Here is a 15948-nt window from a genome sequence, read left to right on the forward strand (position 1 = left end):
ATGTATTAAACCTATTTTCTGTGATTAATTTAGCGAGGAAACTCAACAGGGCCTGGAATTCTATCGCCCAGTGTCTGCCCTACAATCGACTCAGCTTCTGCATGGGCTTTGGCAAAGGCTTCTTCCTGACTCATCGCAGGGGAATAAGGTGACGCTTTTGGTACCCCATTCTGACCTCGTTTTAGATAAAGCGTTTGGGTTGGGAACGCAAACTCGATTTCCATTTGATGTGCCAATCTCAGAACATCCAGTAAAAAACGATGGCGTTCTCGAAGCTCGGTGTTCCAGTCCGGTGTCGCCCAAAACACATACAAGAGAATATCTAATGAAGCGGCACCATAATCGTTAAAGTAGACTTGGTAGAGGTCTTTACGCATGTAGGGATGCAACTGAATAATACGCCGAATACCCTCACAAAAACCTTCAATTTTTTCTGGTGGCGTATCGTAGGTGACCGCTAATTTTGTCAGCATACGACGATAACGACGCGCGCCCATATTATCAATTTTGGTGGTGGTTAATATGGAATTAGGCATGGTGACTAATGAGTTATAAAAAGTACGGATTCGTGTACTACGAAAACCAACTTCCTCCACCATTCCTTCGATATCACCAATGACAACCCAGTCACCGATATGAAAGGGACGATCCATCAGCACAGTTAAGGAACCAAAGAAATTACCCAATAAATCTTTAGCGGCCAATGCAAATGCTAAACCACCGAGACCGAGACCCGCTAATAAACTAGTGACATCAATATTCAGATTATCGGCGGCAAATACGATTCCCATCACGACCACAAATACTTTCATACTCTTCGTGATCATGGGCACTAATAAGTCATCGTACTTGGTCTGCGTTCTACTGACGCGAGCCGTCCAATAGGCATTAAAAATATCGACAAGTCTGAATGCACTCCAAATGCCTGAGATTGACACTAACAGTTTCACCGCCACCAGCAAAATCAACAGTGCCGTATCAGGTAAACCCAGTAAATTCAGACCTGACCACCACATCAGAGCCATGGCCATTAAACCTAGGGGACGCAGTACATCATCATCTAATTCTGTGTATAAGGCATGTTTCTGTTTACGGCGTTTGATATGCAGTTTTAATAAAAATGCCAGAGATTTGTCTGCAATAGATCCGATAACAATAATCAGAAATAAGCCAATCCATTGCCAATATTCTAATAAGAAACCAGTCCTCAGAAATTCCGGTATATCTGATCGTAATCTGACACTGACGGGTAATGACACTTTTGCTGAAGACTTTTCAACCAGCTCTTTGTTGTGACTGAGTTCGTTGAAAATATCAGGGATGGCTTCAATAGATTCTGGACTGAATAACCAATCACCTTGCTCATCAAGCTTAAGCACAATATTGCCATTATCTGTTCTTAGATAGGTATATTGCTTGCCTTTCGGATTTTCAGGAATCTCACTGACTTTTGGCGTCTTAGCGATCTGAATAATGTTATATAGCAGGCGTGCCGTTTCGCGACCACGCTCCGTTCGTATAAGCGGACTGACACTGGATAAATCAAAGGTCGAAACAGCGTGTTCTATAGCACTATTATCCCCTTCAGCCACTTTATCCATCGCTTTGATGAAGTGTTTTACCGTGATTCGGGGCTGAGTCAGATTAAGCTTCTCAACCGTAACATCAACAGATTTTTCCTGGCTCGATGAACTCTGCATGCCGACAATAGCGGCAGGATTAATTCCGCCGCCGGCATGGACTGACAAGCTCCATATCATCAAAAAGAAAAACAACGACCTCGTTATCATGTGAGATTTAACTCCATCTCAGGATCAGGTGCGTAATCCATCACGGTTTGCACAGCCTGTTTCCATTCGGCACTTTGTTGTAATTCATGACGAGGCGTCGAATGCCGACCATGCAGGCGCATCAAACGTGCGTTTCTCAACGGATCAGTCGCGACTTTCAGGCCATCAATTACCTGCTCAACACTACCGGGATTATTGCATACCAGCACCATATCACAGCCGGCAGATAACGCTGCTTCGGCTCTTTCCAGAGGGCCTCCCATAATAGCAGCCCCTTCCATGCTCAGGTCATCGCTCAAAATGGCACCCTGAAACTGTAGTTTACCGCGTAGCATGTCCTGCAACCAAAACGGTGAAAAACAGGCCGGTAGTTTGTCATTATTTTCGTAAACAATATGTGCAGGCATAATGCCTGCCAGCTCAGTTTGACATAAACGGGTAAATGGCAACATATCGGCCTGCAGCATATCTTCCAGATGACGGCTATCAACAGGCAAGCCAAGATGTGAGTCGACTTCTACTGCGCCATGACCTGGAAAATGTTTTCCTACCGCCGACATCCAGACGCGTTTCATACCCTGAATATAAGCACGAGCGATGTCCGTTACCGCTAACGGATCACGATGAAAGGCACGATCGCCAATCACCTGACTAACGCCATAATCTAAGTCCAGTACAGGTGCAAAACTGAAATCAACACCAACCGATCTTAATTCTGCAGCCATTAACCAGCCGGTTTGCTCTGCTCTTTCCAGCGTCAATTTTGGATGCTGATGATATTCCTTACCTATGGCAGCCACAGGTGGTAAACGACTAAAGCCCTTTCTGAAACGCTGGACACGACCGCCTTCGTGGTCGACAGAAATCAGCAGATGCGGTTGTCTCAGCTGATGGATGTCGTCACATAAACGGGTAATTTGCTCGACTGACTCAAAATTACGACTAAATAAAATTACCCCGCCGACCAGGGGATGTTTAAGCATTTCTTTTTCTGTTTCGCTCAGTTCAGTGCCGAGCAAATCGACCATCAAGGGGCCTAATGCCATAGTGATTTAACCTTATTCGTGGATCCAGACTTTAAGACCAGGGTGAACCTGTTCAAACAACGTCACTACGTCCTGATTACGCATACGCACACACCCATGAGAGAGCGCCTCCCCCATCGGTAACTCATCAGGACAACCATGGATATAAATATAACGGCGCATTGTATCAACATTTCCCAGTCGGTTTTTACCGACTTCCATGCCGCTGAGCCAAAGAATTCGAGTCAGGATCCAGTCACGATTGGGAAATTGCGCTTTTAAGGCTGCATTGAAAATTTCAGCCGTAGGACGACGCCCGACAAAAACACTATTGATGGGCTGATTATGGCCAATTTTTGCACGGATCAGATGCCAGCCACGCGGTGTACAACCACTGCCATTCTGCTCACCGGGACCATTTAGCGCTGTAGAAACAGGCGCATCAAACAAGACTTTATCAGCCTGACGCAGCCAGCAATGTTGCTGTGTCAGTGATATATCCAGCCAGGCTTCATTATCTTTAATCACATCAGAGTTCATCATTCTTTGGCAGAGACTGACTGTTCATTATGCGATAACAACTGGGGATCATCTTCTTCCTCTATGGCTTCAACAATCATGGTCAGCGGTTCAGTTTCGTAATCACGTTCAATCGTTTCCAATTGCGGCAATGATTTGCTGACTTTCGTTGATAACTGACCAAAGCGATCCACTTTGCCGTATAAGCCCTGCTTCCCTGCCACACCTTTGATGACCTGATTATATTGATTACTAACTGTGCCCAAAGTATTGCCCAATTTTTGTAATCGTTCAGCGACAATCGCTACCTGATTGTAAATATCGCCTGCTTTTTCGCTGATTTCCCGTGCTTCAGCATTACTACGTTCCATCATCCACAGATTAGATACCGTTCTGAGAATCGGTATTAATGTAGTGTGAGACACCAGTACAATGCTTTTTTTATAGCCATACTCAAACAAATCCTTGTTATTTTTTAATGCCTCAATATACGCAGGCTCAATTGGCATAAACATCAACACAAAGCTGGGACTTCGCATGCCGACCACATTGGTGTAATCCTTTGAAGCCAAATCATCAATATGTTTACGCACCGCTCTGACATGATCCGCCATCGCCAAGCTGTATGATTCTGGTGTATCTGATGACACCGCACGGTCATAAGCGTTAAGGGAGACCTTACTATCAATAATGATGTGTTTATTATCTGGCAGTTTAATCAAATAATCCGTTTGTTTCTGTTTGCCTTCAGCATCTTTAAATGCTGTCTGTACTTCAAAATGGGCATCTTCAATTAAGCCGCTCATTTCCAGAGTCCGTCTTAGTTGTGCTTCACCCCAGGCACCACGTTGCTGAGAGTCGCCTTTTAAAGCGGAAGTCAGGTTATGGGCGTCTTCACTCATTTTCAGGCCAATATCCAATACTTTTTTAATTTCAGCATTCAGATTAGTATTGCCCTTGATTGACGCATCATGCACTTCGTTAATCCGTTTCTGGAACCCTTCAATCTGCTCACGAAAAGGTTTCAAGAGCACATCAATGCTCGACTTACTGGTATCGGTGAATGTTTTGCCTTTTTCTTCAAAAATCTTGTTTGCCAGATTCTCAAACTCTTTAGTCATTGATTGTTTGGTATCTGCCAGCTGCGCCATTTGCTCTTTGAAATGTTCTTCCCTTCTCTCTAAAGTCGTTTTTAACTCGGTATGTTGATTGGAGAGTGACTGATAAGCTTGCTGTAAGTCCTGAAACGCCTCTATTTGCTGTTGCAGCTCAGCTTTTTTATCCGTGAATTGCTGTTGTAAAGACTGGTAATTAGCCTGTGCTGTTTCCGATTGTTTTTCAGCCTGATGTAACTGCTGTTTTGTCTGTTCCAATGTTTGATTGAGTTGAAGAATCTGTTGCTTCTGTTCATCCAAAGCAGTCGTTAATCGTGACTCAGTAGCCAATGCCGCTTGCAGTTGTTGTTCTTGTCCACTCTGACTGAGCTCTAAGGCGTGTATGTGGTTTTGTAGTTCGGCTGTTTTGCGGCTATGACGTAAAGCAAATACTAAATAAGCCAATGCAGCAGAAACCACAGCAACAATTGCCAGTAAACCAATAAGTTGATCAGGCGACAGACTTTCTAACATAGTGATTCCTGCAATATAGAGATGGTGCTATCAGCCTGATACGTGCAGGCTGAACAAGCTCTACAAGATAACAAAGCCAGATAATAATTGCGATATTCGCTAGGGTTTATGTGTCGCTTGATACACGCCCAGCACAGTTAACCATCGGCTTAGTACCAATGGTAAAAAAGCGAGTAACGCTATCGACAAAAAAAGATCATGCTGAGATTGCTTCGGTACCCGCTCTTCCACAATTAGAGGCTGTGATTGCTGTTTGTGGATTTCATCAATGGCTTTAGAAAACTCATCCAGTGAGCCTGCTTCAAAAGCCTGGTAAGGTACGCCCAGTTTTTTAAAGGCTTTGTGCAATTTCCGTTCTGGCATATCAATCCAGAGCAGACTGTCATTATCGCTGGCGTCCAACGTCATGCCTTTCATTGATCGTAGGTAAATCCAATATAAATTCAGACGCATCTTTTTAAAAACATGGTGCAGGTATGCTGTCTGCTCGGCAGAAAAAACTTGGCCACCATCGGAAATGAGTAAAATATTTCGTGATCCACGGTAAGGCTCATCTTTGTACATATTCACAGCCAAACTCAGCGCTTTGAAAATATCCGTTTGAGATAAACCTTTACCGAGTCCACCGGCATTGATCGTCGCCAGAACGACTTCTTTGTTGTAGGTAAGCTTCAATATTTCAGTTGATTTGGTGCTAAAAAAACATAACCAAAACGGTCATCTGGACGGCGCTTCACAAACTCAGCAAGATAATCCCTTGAAACTTCGCGTTTGCTTCTACTAATCACAGTGTCCCTTCGAAGGGTATTCCATGGCGGCCTAGCAAATTGATCATCCATACTGCGGCTACGGTCTAACAGAATGACAAACTCCGCTCCTTGGCGAGTGCGTTCAACCACTTGTTCAGGAATGTAAGGGTTCGCCAGAGCCAGAAGTAGAAAAATAATAGCAACGGATGCTGACAATTTGCTAAGCCATGACAGTATTAAAGACAATGAGTCTCTAGGAATAAACCCTTGCCAAACAACCGTTTTAGTCGTGTTCAGAAACAGCCAGGGTAACAAGGCCAGGGGGAGAAAGTAGAAAAAAACAGGATGAGCCCAATTGAACTCAGTCATAACATCCTGCCAGGCGCAGCCATACAAAAGATCTGAAAATCGTCAGACTAAAATGACAATCCCTGTCAAACATAACTTACTCCATGTATTAGTCGTCTGTTCGTACAAACCACCTATAGGGTAGAAACACCAACAAAATTAAAAACAAGGCTGCACCAGCAAACCAGGCATATAAATCATAATCGATGGTTTGCTCACGAGTGTTAGACTCATCTCGGATAGTATCGACTAGATCCACCGGGTCATTTGGTGATGAGACAAAGGCAAATCCTACCCGATTCGCTAAGGTAGCCAAGTGAGATTTTTTCTGTGAGGACAGGTGTTCACTTCTGGGTTTATTCACATTGACATCCCTATCAGCTCGCATTGAGGCAAACACATCTTCATGCATCACCTCATTGATTCCCCATACGCCTTCAATCACACCTTTGTCATTTGTTTTAGGCATAGGAAGAAGCTCCTCACCACCAATCCCGACTAAGATTCCGTGAATCTCACCTGGCTTACCAGCAAACTTAGGAAATAAGGTGGGATTAATCGGGGGAGATTCATGCCCGTCTGTCAACATCACAATGGTCGGTCTGGGATCAATCTCTTTAGCCTGACGAATAGCGGTATAGACCGCTTTTGATACTTCACTGGAACGGGCCCAGGCCATATAAGGATTGACCTGCTCAAGCATCTGTATCAAATCATGATAAGACCCACAGACTTCAACCGGGTTCATCAAAATTAAACTTCTGGATTCGCTGAAAATAGCCAATCCCGCATGAGCACCACATGGCATTTCTAATAACGTTCTGCGCGTAAACTCTTTGGCCCACGCTAAGCGACTGACGTTCTCCCCGTCTAATTCAGCGTCTTTCACATTCATGCTGTCGGTGATATCGATGACAAAGATGGCATCCATGATTTTGACATCTCGCTTGACCAGCGGGAACCATAAAGCAGCCACAACAAATATAAACGCCGTCAGCATCACAATGGCTGTTAGCAATATACGTTTTTGGTAACTCACTCTCATGGAAGATCTACCTTGAACGCTTTACTCTCAATTGAACGCTGGCTGCTGATCACATTCTTTTCATAGTTAGGGTTAACAGCCGGGTCTTCAGGTACCGCTCTCAATGCCACTTCCAGGTTATAGCGTGCATCCCAAAGGTTGGGATCTAACGCTAAAGCGCGTCGAAAATCCTGTTTGGCGAACTCGATTAAGGGTAACTGACGGGCATCAGCTTCCGTCATTTCCAGCGCTGCGCGTAAATTAATATTGCCGCGATTGTAAAAAACCAAAGGCATCAATTCACCCGAAGCCTTACCCAAAGCAATGGTGAGCTGATCCAAGGCCAATTCATGCTGTTCCTGCTTCTCAAAATCAGCCGCTTTAGCAAAATGTGCACGAGCATCGTCTGGTACATCATCACTCGCCGAGGGTGAAGTAATGTATTGCTCAACCTGTATTTCTTGCCACAGTTGCATGGCTAAATAGATAACCGAAGCGGTGCTGGCCAAAATCAATACAATCAACGAAAAACGTAGTGTTTGTAATTTCTTATTCATGGGCTTTTTTTACTCCCCACCATGTATATAAATGTGAACTTGCCAATAACAACATGGCTAACATCGCCAACCAGAGAAAGACATCTTCTTTAGGTTCGTGTGGCAGTGTTTCTTCCACAATCAGTGTTTGATAATGTTGGCGGTCAATTTCAGATAAGGCATCTGCAAAGCTTTCTAATGAGCCAGCTTCAAATGCACGATAAGGCACACCTATCGATTTAAAGAACGTATGTAATTTCCGTTCAGGAATGTCGACCCACAACAAATTGTCATTGTCGCTGGCTTCGAGTGTCATTTCCTGTCTGGATTTAAGATATATCCAGTAAATCGTGAGATTCATCTCACGATAAGTGCTGGCAATCTCTTCTTTAGCTTCATCTGTTAATAATTGCCCACCATCAGACACCAACAAGACAATCCGGGAACCGCGATAAGGCTGGTCTTCAAACATTTTGGCACTGCTGATTAATGCCTCAGCCATATTGGTGTCTGATAAGCCTTTACCCAGAGCATTAGCATTAATCGTTGCTAAAACAGCTTCTTTGTCATAGGTCAACGGTAAAAGATTGATAGCTTTAGTACTGAAAAAGACGAAGCCAAATCGGTCATCAGGACGATTTTTGACAAACTCCGTTAAATACTCCCGAGCCACATTACGTTTTGAATTATCGCCCCCTACACTGACTGTTGCAGCTTGTGCTTTAACAGCAAAAGGATCATCCATACTTCGGCTGCGATCTAATAACAAAACGATCTCCGCACCTTCGCCAATTCGCTCTCTTTTCTGCTCAGGTAAACTGGGTGAGGCTAATGCCAGGATAAGGCAAGCTATGACGAGAGAAGCCAAGCTTTTCAGGGTGAGATTAATCACACGTGATAAAGGATCGACGGGAACCAGATTCACCCAGGCTACGGTTTTATCCAGATTGTGGTTAAACCAGGGTAATAATGCCAGCGGCAATAAAAACAAAAGCCAGGCATGATCCCACTCCAAACCGGCTAGCATCATGCCATTTTCTCCTTAGCACGACATTTTTTTGCCAGTTCAAAAGAGGCGGAGAATGGTGCTTGTTCCACTGGCTCACGGCTAAAGAAGTGGCTGGCTGACTGCTGGTAAAAGTGTTCAATCTCGTCGGCCAGCGGTTCCAACCAAGGGCATTTCTGCCACAGTACTGACAGATCATTTTTAACAAGCACACGACCTGCGCTGCGATTAAATGCATGGTGCAATTGACGACTGGCTTCATCGGCATTTTTACGCCCCAGAAAACGCATTTTATTTAACTCAAATACGGCAGTCGCAAATGGCAAACGATGACGAGGTCGTAAACCAAAGTGCCAAGCCAGCCAAATTAAGATAGCAACTAACAATACAGCTATGGCAATCCACAACTCAGTCAGAAGCTGTTGATGACTTTGTGGCGGTAACACAGCATCGGCACGTGGCTGATATTGACTACCATCCGCATTCGATAAAAATGAACCCAGCTCCAGTGTAGTCGCAGGCACCGTTAAGAACTCTCCTGCTTCTGTGCGAAGTTCTATTTCTGGTGTTTGCACTTCCCGAGTCTGTGCTGGCACATTAATTATCTGAAACGTTAATGTCATCACCGTCCCTTCTGACTGGCGCTTTAACAACTGCAGCCAAGGGCCATAACGTTTTTCGACTTGTGGCAGTGAGTGGGCTTCTAACTGACTGCTATCTACGGGTAAATGGATGGTTGCCTGGATCTGGTCACCGACCAGTAATCCCCAGCTACGATCAAAACGAATAGTGACATCTTCCGCAAAGGCGTTTGCTGTCACCAGCGTAAATAAAAACAGAGCAAATAATCGCATTGTCTGTATTCCTATGAGTTTTTCATGGCGTAAAAATATTCGGTCAACTGTTGTGGCGTCACATCGCCCTCAACATAGAGTGGTCTTATGCGATAACGCATAAAACACGCTGAGAGTTGAGAAAAATGGTCGTCCATTTGTTGTTGCCAACGCTTTTTAATACTTGGCCGCATCCAGACGCTGTGCCGCTGACCTGTCTCAGCATCACGTGTTTCTGCCCATCCCGCATGCGAAGGAAAGTGATCGACATCGTCATGCCGCCATACAATCGGGATGACCGTATATTGCGACAATTTGCGTAAACTTTGCTCCAACAAGCTCAGATCAAAACAAAAATCGGAAGCCAAAAAGACCATGGCGCGTTTACTGTTAATCAGATCGGTGGCATGTGTTAAGCCCGCCGCGCCAGGTGCTTTCGGTTTAGCCGCATCCATCAGGCGCTCAGCCGCAAATGCCGGCATGCTACGTTGCGTGGTGGGCATAATCGTCATGTCTTGGCGCCATTCACTATCAAACGCCGTCATAGCAAACTTATCGCCAATACCAATTGCACTGTGTGCGATCATATGAGCCAGTTTTGCCAGTCGTTGATGATTCACACTGGAAACCGTCATGGATTGACTGATATCAGACATTAACCACAAAGTGATGGATGAACGTTGTTGATAACGTTTTACCAACCAGCGTTGTTGTCCTTGCTGGGTCACATCAGCGGCTTGATGACGCAAACTGGCACGTATATCCAGACGACGAGGGTCCGGATAATCAAACAAATCGGCAAAGCCCGCAAACCGATCGCCACTGCCTAACGCTGTACCGCTATGCGCGCCTGGCACATGACTGAACACCTTATCGGGAAAACGATAAACAAACTCCTGCTGAGGCAGGTTTCTGATAGCCATACAGATTAAGGTGTCGCGATATGATCGCGAAGAGCTCGAACAAATTGCGGCATAATTTGTTCGCGTCGACCTTCATACACTGGAGAAAGGAAGACACGGTGTGTCATGGAAGGTAACAACACGGTATGAATATCATCTGGTAGTACATGATCACGACCATCCAACCAGGCTGCCACTTTTGCGGCTCTTACCATGGCTGACATACCACGAACACTGGCACCGGCCACCACCAGGTCTTCCACATAGATATCAGGCATTTCGATACCTAATTCATGCGGCGTCCAGCTGGCATCCCATAAACGAACCACGTAATTTTCAATTTCAGGTGATACAAAAATACTACGTTGAATATCATGATCCAGAGCATTTAATTGCTGATAGTCCAGTAAGGGTTCACCAATCGTGTTCAGCAGCTGATCCACATCATGAAACGCAGGATCGAAAATAAGTTGGCGACGAATCGCGTCATCAGTCGGGCGGCTGATATTTATCTCAAATAAGAAACGGTCACGAGCGGCGGCACTGAGTTCAAATGTTTCTTCTTTTTCTACCGCATTGCGATCGGCAAACACCACCATATGGGGGAAACGATATTCTTTACCAAATGCTTCAACACTGCGCTCAGCCATGGCACGAAGTAATAATGACTGCACCTGAGGTCTGGCACGGTTAATTTCGTTAAAGAAGAAAACGGCTGTTTCTGCACCGTGATTAATCAATGGGCCAGGATCAATGACCGGTTTACCTTCTGCATTCACCCAAGCACTATAGAGCAGGTCATTCGGCATTAAGTCGACGCTACCCTCAATACGCCCAAAAGCACCACCCAGCGCTTTTGAAAACGTACGTAGTAAGGTGGTTTTACCTACACCTACACCACCTTCCAGCAGCACATGTCCCCGCGCGTGTAAGGCAATCAGAATCAATCTAACTGCTTCTTTTTGACCAACGACAACTTGATTGACGACATTTTCTAACGCCAGCGCTTGTTCTCTTGCTGTCTGTAAAAGCTGAGATTCAGCCATTTTCTCTCCCCTTAGTTGGTTTTTTTATTTCATCACTCTAGCCAGTCCATTGACATAAAATCATATGTATCAACAAATAATCTTATGACGCTATCATTTCAGACCGCTTTATGAATTTGCAATCCACACTGACCTACCGGATGAATAGTGCTCAGTTGATGAATCATATTAGAACTTTATCCTAATCTGCGTTCAGCCGAAATATGCCTAGTGTCATCGGGCAAATTTCCCGACACGATAAACAGCGCTTTGCAGATGTCAGGATTACTCCTAGACTAGCTTCATGTTTGTATCAGTGAAAAACGGATGAATCTACAACTCCAACTCTTCGTGCGAATTTTGATTATTGCGGTGATCTGCATCGTTAGCAGTGCATGGTATGTGTTGTATCAAACCAATCAACAAGCACTGAATGAAGCAGAGGCGACGGCGAGCAGGATTGAGCACCAAATCCGACAACAATTGCTACAAATGTTCCAACGTTATGACTTTACACAATCTTTTCCGGATATTGGGCTATGGAACAAAATTGATAGTGTTCCCGGTTCATGCACGCAATTTTTATCCCGCACACAAAGTCGGCAACGCAGTTTATGTAACGCTACTCAGGCATCAAATAAGGATTACCCGATTTGGTTCGGGCATTTTTATACACAATTTTTTAACCCGGGCGTGGAAGTAAAACGGTCAGTCAATTTCAATGCAATAAAGTACGGGACGATACTGGTTACCTTGAATGTCGATATTGAAACAGCACGCGCCTGGCATAACTTACAAGCTGCACTTGGCGTACTTGTGGTCACCATCATGGCTCTATGTTGTCTGGTTTTTATCACCATTAATCGCATGCTAAAACCCGCGAAAGATATTGTCGCGGGTCTCGAAAAAATGCGAGCCGGTGACTTAGCAATACGTCTACCCGACTTTGACATCGCAGAATGGAAACGTACCAGTCATGCCATCAATGCCTTAGTCAGTACCCAACAAAATATCATGGCGGAAAACAAACAACTCTCGATCAAGATTATGAACACCCAGGAAGAAGAGCATCGCTATATTTCCAGAGAGTTACATGATGAGTTTGGTCAATGCCTCGCCGGTATCAATGCCGTCACCACATCGGCATCACAGTCGGCTAAAAATAGCTGTCCGGAAATAGTGGAGGAGCTAAATTCCATTCGTCACATTACCGGGCATATGATGAGTGCGCTTCGCGATCTGTTGACGCGATTACGCCCCGCAGAGCTAGATGAACTCGGACTGGAAACCAGCTTGAAACAGTTGATAAAAAGCTGGAATCAACGCAGCTCAGGCAAAACGCATTACAGCTTATCTCTTGTCGGTAATATGGATGAACTCGCCGAGACCTTGGCGGTACATACCTACCGAATAGTGCAGGAATGTCTGACAAATATCGCGAAACATGCCAGTGCAGAACACGCTGAGGTCAATATCAATATTCAGGAAGAGAACGCCCTATCACTCATCATAAAAGATGATGGTGTAGCTGATTTGAGTGCATTTTCTTCCAGTAATGGCTTGGGACTACTTGGCATCCATGAACGGGTTGCAGCACTCGGCGGTGATCTCAGTCTGGACACACAAATTAATGGCGGACTGGTGGTAACCATCATTCTGCCGATGACTCAAAAAGCGGAAGCCTGACGATGAATAACTCTATACGAATCATGTTAGTGGATGACCATGCGATTGTCAGGGAAGGTTACCGGGCTTTATTGCAAAAACAAGTGAACTTTGAAGTTATTGCCGAAGCCTGTGATGGTGCAGAGGCATACACTCTCTATAAATCACATAAGCCAGATGTGGTGGTGATGGATATATCCCTTCCGGGCCAAAGTGGTCTAAAAGCCATTGATCGTATTCGCCAATTTGATAATCAGGCGAAAGTGCTTGTGTTTAGTATGCATCAAAATCCGAGTTTTGCGATTCAAGCCACACGAGCGGGAGCACTTGGCTACATTACTAAAAGCAGTGATCCTGAAGTACTGATTAGAGCGATCGCCCAGATAAGTGAGAACAAACATACCTTAAGCGCTGATATTGCACAGGCGCTGGCGATGGAGAAACTGGGCCAAGAACAGTCTGCCATTGATGAGTTGACGGTTAGAGAGTTTGAGATTTTACGCCTGTTGTTAGAAGCAAAATCGAGTCAAGATATTGCCGAACTGTTGAATATCAGCCCTAAAACTGTGGCTAATTCTCATTACATTATCAAAAAGAAACTCGGCGTGAATAGCGATATTGAGTTAACTCGATTGGCCATTAAAATGAACCTCGTCAACCTCTTGGATTTGGTTGACGAGGCCAAGTAATCAAGAACGACGTTTAGCGTTTCCGCACTAGCGTGTGTATTGATAAATAAAGGGCTCACTGCCATCAATGTAATACAGGCATTGAAAACTATCTTCTTTGATATTGATCATGTCGCAGACAAGTGTTTCTTTCTGACCATCCTGTTGCCACTCATCCTGACATGAATCACGGTATTTTGGTGCTGACGTATCAGTTAGCGTTAAGGTTCTGCCCTTCCGCTGCCATTGATACTGGGTTTGATATAAATCACAACTCGCCTTCTGGCTGGTTTCTTTATAGCTACCTGTGCCATCTTCATTCCACTGTTCAGCACCATCCTCTACCCATTGACATGTCTCATCTAGATAAGCCGTCTGCCACTGGCCGGTAATATTAAAATTGTCGTTTGTTGCTTCGGGTTTATTCAGCGTAATTAAACTATCAATGCCTACGCCTTTGTCATTCACCATACTTCGATAACTCAATTGCATTTCCATTCGACGCAGTGTGTCTAATGCAGAATAGACCTCCATACAGCTTTCCATATTTGTGCCGGGTATCGCACTAAAATCCGTATTTTCCATGAGGTCCACCAGCTTTATATAGTTGATGCTAGAGCTGAAACCTAAAGCGTTTGGCGTTAATTCTTCTGATTCAATAGCGCTTATGGCTTGTTGGCTTTTTTCTCCGCTATAGACAACGACATGCGATCCTTTGATGGCTGCAAAAGTTGGGATATCGATAGGTAAAGGAAGATTCAGCGGCACCTCGGTACCATCCGCCGGAATACGGATATTCGCTAGTTCTGGCACAAGCTGAAGCAGAGACAAAATGCCAGTTGGATTGCTTGTTTCCAAACTTAGTAAAAAGTCGATAGACAACGGCTTGGCTGCATCTGCATCAATATGCAAATCAAACAAGGAAAGTCCTAAGCCTTTTATACCTTGAGCCATTCCAGTAACTGCGCCCAGTATCATCGGGCTCATTTGTTTTGATTTGACTTGCGCTTGTTGTAAATCTGGACAACTAAACTCGGCATTGGCAAATTCAGTCCATAATTTTGTCACGCCCGGCGTCAGTTGATCCATATCCAGCGCTACTGCCATGCTTGAAATTTTATCTTCTGCATCAACAACATGATCTGGGATGTGTCCTTGCATGCTTTGCAGAACATTAAGCACTAATGGATGACGTACCTCTAATAACGCACTGACTTTAGCCATGAGCTGATTGTCTTTGACTTCGATATCGTTATATCCCATCAACAGACGAGGTACCTGACTAATCAATTTTAAAGTATCTGCCTGACAGATTTGCATATCGGGATCATTCATCATTTTTTGAGCCAGAGGCGTATCTGAAAAATAGCGTTTGAAATCGTTTGATGCTCTGGAATTATCAGCGACGAAAAGCCCATTCATTAATTTTTCAATATCCAGCATGAAAACTAAATCATTGGTGTATTGCTGTTGCTCACGAATATTGGCTAGATCTTCCTCGAAAGAGACGGGAACGGGTGTTTGTGCAAGACGCTCAGCAGTATCCGTTTCTGTATCTTTATATGTAATCAGGGTGAATACAGCAGAAGATTTTGTTGTCGCCAAAACCAATTGCAGATTTTTTTGTCCACCACCCAACTCAATACAGATTGTTTACCCAGCGTTTTTTCCTGGAAACTAATCCCAGCTTCTTCTGACAGGTTTTTAAACAATGTGACTAACTTTGCCTGATCGACGATGGGCATATTTATGACTGGCACCAGGCCATGTAAATAGGTTGCATAATCGCCTTCAGAAGCCAGACCAAAATAATCGACAAACGCTTGGTAGCTACCATCCGTTTTTTGGCTGTAGTCTGAGAATAAAGCGGATAAAAATCTTGCGGCGGGTGTATTAGACACTGACAGTTCAGATTGAATGTCGTCCAATAAACGAGTTTCTGTGGGGGAAAAACCAAAAACAGGGGAATCGGCTAAAAAAACAGCGAGGGATTTATCAAGCGTTCCCCCCATGTAAAATGCTGTATCAGCAGGTACATACTGCAAAAGCGCTGATGTTTTTGTCTCCTCTTGTTTGTATTGCCATATGAGGAGCCCAGCAATAACGATAAGGACTAGTACTAAAACAACTTTTTTCATCACACTTCCCTGTTCGGTTCAAATCAAGCTCCACATGGTGCTATAAAAAAATGACAAATAAAAATCGTTTTTGCAAAAACGTTAAGTACTTT

The 15948-nt window shown here is 44.4% G+C and carries 16 protein-coding genes; 2 read left to right on the forward strand and 14 right to left on the reverse strand.

All coding sequences use genetic code 11. The annotated features are described in order from the left end of the window. Positions 1 to 29: 29 nt before the first annotated feature. The 12 genes from QUE24_RS02165 to QUE24_RS02215 form a co-directional block, all read right to left on the reverse strand. Entirely contained in the window at positions 30 to 1790 is a 1761-nt protein-coding gene (locus tag QUE24_RS02165; RefSeq protein ID WP_286305036.1) for a mechanosensitive ion channel family protein, read from the reverse strand. Continuing rightward, the gene (gene nagZ, locus QUE24_RS02170) at positions 1787 to 2836 is read right to left on the reverse strand and encodes a beta-N-acetylhexosaminidase (RefSeq protein ID WP_286305037.1); all 1050 of its coding nucleotides are present in this window, start codon (positions 2834 to 2836) and stop codon (positions 1787 to 1789) included. Before nagZ ends, QUE24_RS02165 begins: the two co-directional genes overlap by 4 nt. Before the next feature lie 12 nt (positions 2837 to 2848). Further along, on the reverse strand, positions 2849 to 3358 hold the full coding sequence (locus QUE24_RS02175) for a L,D-transpeptidase (RefSeq protein ID WP_286305038.1): 510 nt from the start codon (positions 3356 to 3358) through the stop codon (positions 2849 to 2851). Then, a complete protein-coding gene (locus QUE24_RS02180) occupies positions 3355 to 4962 on the reverse strand; it encodes a DNA recombination protein RmuC (protein WP_286305039.1) in 1608 nt (535 codons plus the stop codon). Before QUE24_RS02180 ends, QUE24_RS02175 begins: the two co-directional genes overlap by 4 nt. A 99-nt stretch (positions 4963 to 5061) precedes the next feature. Continuing rightward, a complete protein-coding gene (locus QUE24_RS15750; protein ID WP_350226599.1) occupies positions 5062 to 5637 on the reverse strand; it encodes a vWA domain-containing protein in 576 nt (191 codons plus the stop codon). Next, positions 5634 to 6080 carry a vWA domain-containing protein gene (locus tag QUE24_RS15755; protein ID WP_350226600.1) on the reverse strand — a complete coding sequence of 149 codons (447 nt, stop codon included), beginning with the start codon at positions 6078 to 6080 and terminating at the stop codon, positions 5634 to 5636. Before QUE24_RS15755 ends, QUE24_RS15750 begins: the two co-directional genes overlap by 4 nt. A gap of 88 nt (positions 6081 to 6168) precedes the next feature. Continuing rightward, positions 6169 to 7104 (reverse strand): VWA domain-containing protein, encoded by a 936-nt coding sequence (locus QUE24_RS02190; protein WP_286305040.1) that lies wholly within the window; start codon positions 7102 to 7104, stop codon positions 6169 to 6171. Next, complete coding sequence (locus QUE24_RS02195; protein WP_286305041.1) at positions 7101 to 7640, reverse strand: MxaK protein; 540 nt, start codon at positions 7638 to 7640, stop codon at positions 7101 to 7103. The genes QUE24_RS02190 and QUE24_RS02195 overlap by 4 nt, the downstream gene beginning before the upstream one ends. Further along, positions 7633 to 8649 carry a vWA domain-containing protein gene (locus QUE24_RS02200; protein WP_286305042.1) on the reverse strand — a complete coding sequence of 339 codons (1017 nt, stop codon included), beginning with the start codon at positions 8647 to 8649 and terminating at the stop codon, positions 7633 to 7635. Before QUE24_RS02200 ends, QUE24_RS02195 begins: the two co-directional genes overlap by 8 nt. Further along, positions 8646 to 9479 carry a hypothetical protein gene (locus QUE24_RS02205; RefSeq protein WP_286305043.1) on the reverse strand — a complete coding sequence of 278 codons (834 nt, stop codon included), beginning with the start codon at positions 9477 to 9479 and terminating at the stop codon, positions 8646 to 8648. The genes QUE24_RS02200 and QUE24_RS02205 overlap by 4 nt, the downstream gene beginning before the upstream one ends. Before the next feature lie 11 nt (positions 9480 to 9490). Beyond that, a complete protein-coding gene (locus tag QUE24_RS02210) occupies positions 9491 to 10381 on the reverse strand; it encodes a DUF58 domain-containing protein (protein WP_286305044.1) in 891 nt (296 codons plus the stop codon). A gap of 5 nt (positions 10382 to 10386) precedes the next feature. Then, a complete protein-coding gene (locus tag QUE24_RS02215; protein WP_286305045.1) occupies positions 10387 to 11406 on the reverse strand; it encodes an AAA family ATPase in 1020 nt (339 codons plus the stop codon). A 306-nt stretch (positions 11407 to 11712) separates the two neighbouring features. On the opposite strand from QUE24_RS02215, the gene QUE24_RS02220 reads away from it, so the two are divergent. Together QUE24_RS02220 and QUE24_RS02225 are read left to right on the forward strand one after the other, a co-directional pair. Next, the gene (locus QUE24_RS02220; RefSeq protein ID WP_286305046.1) at positions 11713 to 13071 is read left to right on the forward strand and encodes a sensor histidine kinase; all 1359 of its coding nucleotides are present in this window, start codon (positions 11713 to 11715) and stop codon (positions 13069 to 13071) included. A 2-nt stretch (positions 13072 to 13073) separates the two neighbouring features. Next, positions 13074 to 13739, forward strand: a complete 666-nt coding sequence (locus QUE24_RS02225; protein WP_286305047.1) for a response regulator — start codon at positions 13074 to 13076, stop codon at positions 13737 to 13739. 27 nt (positions 13740 to 13766) lie between these two features. On the opposite strand, the gene QUE24_RS02230 is transcribed toward QUE24_RS02225, so the two are convergent. Both QUE24_RS02230 and QUE24_RS02235 read right to left on the reverse strand, forming a co-directional pair. Next, entirely contained in the window at positions 13767 to 15323 is a 1557-nt protein-coding gene (locus QUE24_RS02230; RefSeq protein ID WP_286305048.1) for a hypothetical protein, read from the reverse strand. After that, positions 15287 to 15856 (reverse strand): hypothetical protein, encoded by a 570-nt coding sequence (locus QUE24_RS02235; RefSeq protein ID WP_286305049.1) that lies wholly within the window; start codon positions 15854 to 15856, stop codon positions 15287 to 15289. The genes QUE24_RS02230 and QUE24_RS02235 overlap by 37 nt, the downstream gene beginning before the upstream one ends. Between the last annotated feature and the right edge of the window lie 92 nt (positions 15857 to 15948).

It is taken from the genome of Methylophaga marina (assembly GCF_030296755.1).
GTDB classification, from domain to species: Bacteria; Pseudomonadota; Gammaproteobacteria; order Nitrosococcales; family Methylophagaceae; genus Methylophaga; species Methylophaga marina.

Coding starts and splice junctions, on each gene's coding strand:
- QUE24_RS02165 (WP_286305036.1), bottom strand. CDS start 1,790: ATGATAACGAGGTCGTTGTTTTTCTTTTTGATGATATGGAGCTTGTCA.
- nagZ (WP_286305037.1), bottom strand. CDS start 2,836: ATGGCATTAGGCCCCTTGATGGTCGATTTGCTCGGCACTGAACTGAGC.
- QUE24_RS02175 (WP_286305038.1), bottom strand. CDS start 3,358: ATGATGAACTCTGATGTGATTAAAGATAATGAAGCCTGGCTGGATATA.
- QUE24_RS02180 (WP_286305039.1), bottom strand. CDS start 4,962: ATGTTAGAAAGTCTGTCGCCTGATCAACTTATTGGTTTACTGGCAATT.
- QUE24_RS15755 (WP_350226600.1), bottom strand. CDS start 6,080: ATGACTGAGTTCAATTGGGCTCATCCTGTTTTTTTCTACTTTCTCCCC.
- QUE24_RS02190 (WP_286305040.1), bottom strand. CDS start 7,104: ATGAGAGTGAGTTACCAAAAACGTATATTGCTAACAGCCATTGTGATG.
- QUE24_RS02195 (WP_286305041.1), bottom strand. CDS start 7,640: ATGAATAAGAAATTACAAACACTACGTTTTTCGTTGATTGTATTGATT.
- QUE24_RS02200 (WP_286305042.1), bottom strand. CDS start 8,649: ATGATGCTAGCCGGTTTGGAGTGGGATCATGCCTGGCTTTTGTTTTTA.
- QUE24_RS02205 (WP_286305043.1), bottom strand. CDS start 9,479: ATGCGATTATTTGCTCTGTTTTTATTTACGCTGGTGACAGCAAACGCC.
- QUE24_RS02210 (WP_286305044.1), bottom strand. CDS start 10,381: ATGGCTATCAGAAACCTGCCTCAGCAGGAGTTTGTTTATCGTTTTCCC.
- QUE24_RS02215 (WP_286305045.1), bottom strand. CDS start 11,406: ATGGCTGAATCTCAGCTTTTACAGACAGCAAGAGAACAAGCGCTGGCG.
- QUE24_RS02220 (WP_286305046.1), top strand. CDS start 11,713: ATGAATCTACAACTCCAACTCTTCGTGCGAATTTTGATTATTGCGGTG.
- QUE24_RS02225 (WP_286305047.1), top strand. CDS start 13,074: ATGAATAACTCTATACGAATCATGTTAGTGGATGACCATGCGATTGTC.
- QUE24_RS02235 (WP_286305049.1), bottom strand. CDS start 15,856: ATGAAAAAAGTTGTTTTAGTACTAGTCCTTATCGTTATTGCTGGGCTC.